Origin of the sequence: Streptomyces sp. WELS2 (assembly GCF_013870595.1) — a bacterium.
GTDB lineage: Bacteria > Actinomycetota > Actinomycetes > Streptomycetales > Streptomycetaceae > Streptomyces.
Genome location: NZ_JACBWZ010000375.1, coordinates 1 through 5,847 on the forward strand (window position 1 = coordinate 1; position 5,847 = coordinate 5,847).

General features: G+C 73.3%; 4 protein-coding genes and 1 pseudogene. 3 read left to right on the forward strand and 2 right to left on the reverse strand.

The features are described from left to right. Positions 1-29 precede the first annotated feature (29 nt). A pseudogene (locus H5J33_RS20845) lies at positions 30-1,910 on the reverse strand (GNAT family N-acetyltransferase); the annotation flags it as partial. Positions 1,911-2,217: 307 nt separating this feature from the next. Between H5J33_RS20845 and H5J33_RS20850 the strand changes: the two are divergent. Both H5J33_RS20850 and H5J33_RS20855 read left to right on the forward strand, forming a co-directional pair. Next, positions 2,218-2,511, forward strand: coding sequence for an SHOCT domain-containing protein (locus H5J33_RS20850; protein WP_181796443.1), 294 nt, complete (start codon positions 2,218-2,220; stop codon positions 2,509-2,511). Positions 2,512-2,597: 86 nt separating this feature from the next. Further along, positions 2,598-3,011 carry a hypothetical protein gene (locus H5J33_RS20855; protein ID WP_181796444.1) on the forward strand — a complete coding sequence of 138 codons (414 nt, stop codon included), beginning with the start codon at positions 2,598-2,600 and terminating at the stop codon, positions 3,009-3,011. Between the two features lie 428 nt (positions 3,012-3,439). Here the strand turns inward: H5J33_RS20855 and H5J33_RS20865 are convergent, their stop codons facing one another. After that, positions 3,440-4,591, reverse strand: a complete 1,152-nt coding sequence (locus H5J33_RS20865; RefSeq protein WP_181796446.1) for a Dyp-type peroxidase — start codon at positions 4,589-4,591, stop codon at positions 3,440-3,442. 82 nt (positions 4,592-4,673) lie between these two features. Here H5J33_RS20865 and H5J33_RS20870 point away from each other — a divergent pair. Further along, positions 4,674-5,847, forward strand: a 1,174-nt coding sequence (locus H5J33_RS20870; RefSeq protein WP_181796447.1) for a nitrous oxide reductase family maturation protein NosD, incomplete at its 3' end; no start/stop codon positions are given.

Here is a 5,847-nt window from a genome sequence, read left to right on the forward strand (position 1 = left end):
GCCCAGTCCCGGCTGCGCGGCTACCGCCAGGCGCTCGCGGCGGCCTCGGCGTCGGAATAGGCGGGTACGGCTCTCCCCTCGGCGGTCGGCAGCAGCTCGACACGGCCGGGTCGCGCGGGCAGCACCGCTACGACCGGCCGGGGGAGAGGGGCGGTGGCGGCCGTCAGGGCGCGCACCAGATCCTCGCCGGTGGCGTCGGCGACGGCTGTGGGAACCAGGCTCACGAGAACGGCGTCGACGGCACCGTGCCGGGCCAGCAGACCGACGCACCTGCGCAGCCGGTCCTCGCCGACCGCTGCCGTGACGTCCACGGGATTGCCGGCGGTGGCGCCGGCGGGCAACAGGGCGAGGACTTCGTCCACCAGGCCGGCGGCCAGCGGCGGAACGACCAGTCCGGCCTCCGCACACGCGTCGGCGGCCAGGACCCCGACTCCGCCCGCGTTGCTGACGACGGCGACCCTCCTGCCGTGCGGCAGCGGCTGGGCGTGCAACAGCGCGGCCGTGTCGAGAAGTTCCCCGATGGTGCGCGCGGCGGTGACTCCGGCCTGGGTGAACAGGGCCCGCCGGGTCATCGTCGGGGTGGCCGCCGCAGCGGTGTGCGAGGCGGCGGCCCGTCGTCCGGCCGTCGACCGGCCGGCGTCCACCGTGAGCACCGGCATGGTACGGGCCACCCGGCGGGCGGTACGCGAGAAGGCACGGGGATTGCCGAACGACTCCAGGTGCAGCAGCGCCAGGTCCGTGTGCCCGTCGCTCTCCCACCACTGGAGCATGTCGTTGCCGCTGACGTCGGCCTTGTCACCGAGCGAGACGAACGTCGACACGCCGATGCCGAGCCTGCCGAGCCCGTCCAGCAGGGCGATGCCGACACCTCCGGACTGCACCGCCACCCCGGCGGTGCCGGCCCCGGGGTGCCGGGCGGCGAAGGTGGCGTCGAGGTGGACGGCCTCCTCGGTGTTGGCCAGGCCCAGGCAGTTCGGGCCGACGAGCCGCATGCCATGACGCCGGCACGTGTCCAGAAGAGCGCTGCCCCGGTCCTTGTCCAGGCCGGCGGACACGACCAGCAGGGAGCGCACGCCGGCCCCTCCGCACTCCTCGGCCACCTCGGGGACGGTCCGGGCCGGCACCGCGATCACGGCGAGATCGGGCACACACGGCAGGAGCGCCACCGACCGCCAGGCGTGCACCCCCGCGATCGCGGCGGCCTCCGGGTGCACGGCGAACAGCCGCCCGGTGAAGGAACCGTCGTGGATGTTGCGCAGGACGGCGCGTCCCACGGACCCGGGTCTGCGGCCGGCGCCGATCACCGCGACGGTTCGGGGCCGCAGCAGCGGCTCCAGGCTGTTGACGTCGCAGACCCGGCCGCGGGCGTCCACGGCGCTCAGGTAGTTCTCGTCCTGTGCGAGCTGGACCGTGCAGTGCACTTCGGGCCCGTCGAAGTGGCGGACGACACGCAACCCCAGATCCCGGAAGACCTCCAGCACGGAGTGGTTCTCGGCCAAGGCGTCGGCGCGGAAGGCGGTGATGCCCGCGGTGCGCGCGGCGTCGGCGAGGTGCTCCAGAAGGAGGGTGCCCACACCACGGTGGTGCCAGTGGTCCGCCACGGCCACCGAGATCTCCGCTGTGCCGCCTCCCGGCAGGACCTCGTACTCGGCCAGTCCCACCAGGCGGCCGTCGTACTCGGCGGCCAGCGCGCGGTATCCGGGGAGGTTCCCCGCGGACGCCACTCGGTCCGCGGCGTGCCGGGCGGAGGCCGGGTCGAGCGAGAAGAACCGCAGCCGCAGGTTTTCCGGTGACATGTCTTCGTACAGCCGCTGTACCTGTGCGCGGTCCGGTGGCCCCGCCCGCCGTATGCGAACGGTGGTTCCGTCGGTCAGCAGAGCGTGCACCGGGGTTTCCTGGATGCCGGTCATCACGAGCTCTCCCTCCGGGGATTCCGTTCCAGCGTTCGGCGGCGGACCCCGGCGGCACAGGGGCTGACCGGGGCACCGCGGGGTCCGAACGGCCCCGCGGCGGAGCGCTTCGGCCGGCGAGCCCGGGAGGAGCACCATGCCGACGCGGCGCAGGTCCTTTCCGGGGCGCGGGCCGATCGGCCCCTCGGGTTGGCCTGGTCGGCTCATGACCTGCTGGTGGTCGGGCGGCAAGTGTGAAGGGCAGGCACTTCGAGCACCGGTACCGCCCCGCCGGCTCCCGGTGCCGTCCTGGAGGTGAGCCGCCGTGATGTTCTGGTACGGCCACGGTGCCGGTGGCTGGGGTCTGTTCGCCATGTCCGTGAGCATGGTCGTCTTCTGGGCGTTGCTCATCGCCTTCGGTGTCCTTCTGTACCGCTCCCTGGCGAGGCCGGGAGGGGACAGCGGCCGCGTCGGTGGCCGGCCGCCGGATGCCTCCCCCGACCGGATCCTTGCCGAACGGTTCGCCCGTGGCGAGATCGACGAGGACGAATACCGGCGCCGACTGTCCGTCCTGCGGGACGACACGGGTGGCGGCCCCTGGGCCGGTCGACGTCGAGCCTGAGGAGACAGCCGGTGCGGCGCCCGGGCCGCGCAGGAAACGCGGCGTCGCGTCACACACATCGTCGACGGAGGAAAGGTGCCGCCCCAATGACTCAGCACATCGCGCGGGGGCCGGAGACCACCTGGGCGGCCAGACTGACGGGAACCCTGCTGTGTCTCGCGGTGGCCGTCATACACGTCAAGGACCAGGGCGGCGTCACGACGACGAGGGATCCCTACTACGTCGGTGTGGGCTATCACGTCCTCGAGATCGTCGCCGTGGTCACCGCCGTACTGCTTCTCGTCGGTCTCGTCCGACCGGGATGGTTGCTGGCGGCCGGGGTTGCCGTGGGGCCCCTGGCGGGGTACCTCCTGTCCCGAGGTCCGGGACTGCCCCGCTACACCGACGACATCGGCAACTGGACGGAACCGCTCGGCCTGGTCAGCCTGGCCGTCGAAGGAGCCCTCCTGATCTTGTCGGCGCCGCTCGCCGCGCGCGGTCCGCGCCGCGGAAGCCCTTGAACCCGGCGTCACCGGCACCTGCCCTGTGGTCGCCGTCGGCGACCGCATCACCCAGCCCGAGGTGCCGCTGGGGGCGACAGCCGAGGCGCCACGGGGGTTGGACGAACGGTGTCGCCCGGAACCGAGACACTTTCCTCGATGGGTCCCTCGTATGCCCGGGCCCACACGACCTCGCCGTCTTCCGCGGCATGCGCGAACAGCGTCGACCGGACGGCGGCGTAGACGACCCCGTCCCGGGCGCACGGGGTATCGGACGCGTACACCAAACGGCTGTCGTTCTCCACCCGCCACAGGTCGCCCGTGGCGGCGTCGAACGCCACGAGTCGCAGCGGACTGCCACGGTGGTAGCGCCGGTGTGCCCGCCTACCGGTGGAACACCGGCACCGCACCGGCCGGAGCACCGTCGGGCCGCCGCTCGAAGCGGCCGTTCACGGGAACAGCCCGGCGCCGAGCGGGCGTTGCCGGTCGAAGCCGGGGAGGATGAGGAAGGTCGCGCCGGCGGTGGTGGTGGTGAAGTCCAGCAGCGCGTCGGAACCGTCCATGTGGGCGAGTGTCTTCGTGAAGGTGTCCAGGTCGTTCTGGAAGCTGATGAAGAGCAGGCCGGGGGTGGGCCCGTCGGTGCTGTAGGAGCGGCGGAGCATGAGGCCGGCGCCGACCACGTTCGGGTGGGCCCGGCGGACGTGGGCGTCGGCCGGGATCAGGTAGCGTCCGTCCGGTGTCTTGGCGCCGAGGTCCGGGTCCGAGCCGGCGCTCCCGCCGGAGAGGGGCGCACCGGTGGCTCTGCGCCGGCCGAAGACCGCCTCCTGCTCGGCCACGGAGAGCGCGGCGAACCGCGGCAGGTCGAGTTCCATGCGCCGCAGCACGGCGATCGTGCCGCCGGCGACCGGGGCGGGTCCGGCCAGCCACAGATGACGCCGCTGTTCGGCCGTCGTGTGCGGGCCCACGATGCCGTCGACGAAGCCGAGCAGGTTGCGGGGCGCGGAGAGGCCCTCGCGCACGGGAACGTCCGGGCCGCGGCGCCCGGACTGCCGCCAGCGTTCCCGGATCCGGTCCCCGGCCTGCCCCAGCAGCGCGGCTGCCACGACCGGTAACAGCAACGGGTCGCCGGCGCAGATCTGCACCAGCAGGTCCCCGCCGCGCGACCGCGGGGCGATCCGCTCGCGGGAGAACCGGGGCAGGTCCGCCGCGCCGGGCAGGGAGGGACCGGCCGCGCGTACCAGCCGTGGCCCCACCCCGATCGTCACCGTCAGATCACCCGGCGCCAGGCCCAGCAGGCGCGGATCGGTCCCCGCGGTGAGCGTGCGGACGGCCTCGCCGAGTCCGGCCAGCAGCGGGCCGACGGCCACACCGTCGGCGACGTCGGCCACCACCGCCAGGAGGTTCGGCTGGGCCGTTCGCGGGAGCGTGACGCCCGCCTGGTGCGGACCGGTGGGGGAGACCCGTGGGGTGGGCGTGGGGGAAGGGGGGCGGTCCTGCCGGACCGCGGGGGGTTCGCACCCCGCCGTGAGCCCGGTGGCCGCCACGGCCCCACCGGCACCGAGGAACGTACGGCGTGACGGGCGGGATTCGGCTCGGCTCACGTTGTGCAGGATGCCATATCCCTTCCGGCCGGGGCGAGTTGACCGTCCCCGCACCGGGCCGGCTTCATGCCAGGATGAGGCCATGCCTCGTCTGCGTCTTCGTGTGATGGCCGCCTTGTTGAGCACACTCGCATGCCTACTGGCCGGCTGCGGGTCCGGCGACGACGGGCCGGACCACGGCCGGCGGCCCTCCGGGGCGCACGTGACCATCAGGGTGCCGGCCGACGCCCCGACGATCTCGGACGCGGTGGCCCTCGCCCGCCCCGGTGACCTGGTGCTGGTCGCCCCGGGCGTCTACCACGAGTCGGTGAAGGTCTCCACGCCCCGGGTCACCCTGCGTGGCGAGTCCCGCGACAAGGTCGTCATCGACGGGCGGACTCGGCAGCCGAACGGCATCGTCGTCTCCGCGCCCGGAGTGGCCGTGCAGAACCTGACCGTGCGGAACAACACGCAGAACGGGGTCCTGGTCACCGGTTCCGCGAAGGCGGCCGCCGGGCTGCCGGGGCGTTCCGGGGGCTACGACACCGGTGACGAGCCGGTCACCTTCCTGAAGTCGTTCCTGGTCTCCCATGTGACCGCGACCCGCAACGGCCTGTACGGCATCTACGCGTTCTCCGCGCAGAACGGCGTCATCGAGCACTCGTACACCTCGGGCGCGGCCGACTCGGGAATCTACGTCGGCCAGTGCAAGCCCTGCCGCGTCGTGGTGCGGGACAACATCGCCGAGCTCAACGCGGTCGGGTACGAAGGCACCAACGCCGGCGGGGACATGTACGTGATCGGCAACCGCCTCGTCGGCAACCGGGTCGGACTCACCACCAACTCCGACCACCAGGAGAAGCTGCTGCCCCAGCGGGACGCCGTCATCGCGGGCAACCTGATCGCCGCCAACCAGCAGCGGGCCACCCCGGAACAGGCCGACGGCGGGTGGGGCACCGGCATCGGCGTCGACGGCGGCAGCGCCAACCGCTTCCTGCGCAACCGCGTCACCGGCAACAGCACCGCCGGGCTGGTGATCACCGCGACCGCCGACATCCCTCCGGTCGGCAACCAGATCGTGGACAACACCTTCGACGGCAACGGCGTCGACGTCGGCTGGTCGTTCCCCGGCGCCACACGGGGGCGGGGCAACTGCCTGCGGGGCAACGAACTGGGGCGCACGGTGCCCGCCCGGCTCGCGACGACCGCGGTCTGCCCGCTGCCCGCCGGGGCACGATGCTGTTCGACCTGCGCGAGCGGATCCGGGTGCAGAGCAA

What these genes read in the sequence shown, in the direction of transcription:
- H5J33_RS20850 (WP_181796443.1), top strand. Translation starts at nt 2,218, where the DNA reads ATGTTCTGGTACGGCCACGGTGCCGGTGGCTGGGGTCTGTTCGCCATG.
- H5J33_RS20855 (WP_181796444.1), top strand. Translation starts at nt 2,598, where the DNA reads ATGACTCAGCACATCGCGCGGGGGCCGGAGACCACCTGGGCGGCCAGA.